Genomic DNA, 310 nt, shown 5'->3' with positions numbered 1-310 from the left:
GAGGACGTCATCGGTTTCAGTGACGGTTCGCCCCGGACGGTGCAGGTAACGCGCGCCAACCTCGTACTCTTCGAACCACAGTCCGCGCTGCACGACGTCGCGGGTGACTTCGGTTGCGTTGTTGTCAGCCATTTTTACAGCCCCAATCCGCGTGCGATCAGCATGAGCTGCACTTCTGTGGTGCCCTCGCCAATCTCCAGGATCTTGGAGTCGCGGTAGTGGCGTGCCACGCGGTACTCGTTCATGAATCCGTAGCCGCCGAAAATCTGCGTCGCGTCGCGCGCGTTGTCCATCGCAGCCTCCGAGGCAA

1 protein-coding gene and 1 pseudogene are annotated in these 310 nt (G+C 61.3%); both read right to left on the bottom strand.

Going from position 1 to position 310, the window contains the following annotated elements; genetic code table 11:
• Nucleotides 1-132, bottom strand: a pseudogene (locus QP140_RS09880) (MaoC family dehydratase); the annotation flags it as partial.
• A 2-nt stretch (nt 133-134) separates the two neighbouring features.
• On the bottom strand, nt 135-310 hold a 176-nt coding region (locus QP140_RS09875; RefSeq protein ID WP_284759485.1), incomplete at its 5' end, for an acyl-CoA dehydrogenase family protein.

It is taken from the genome of Corynebacterium sp. UMB9976 (assembly GCF_030212265.1).
Lineage (GTDB): Bacteria > Actinomycetota > Actinomycetes > Mycobacteriales > Mycobacteriaceae > Corynebacterium.
This window is presented reverse-complemented; position numbering and strand designations above follow the sequence as displayed.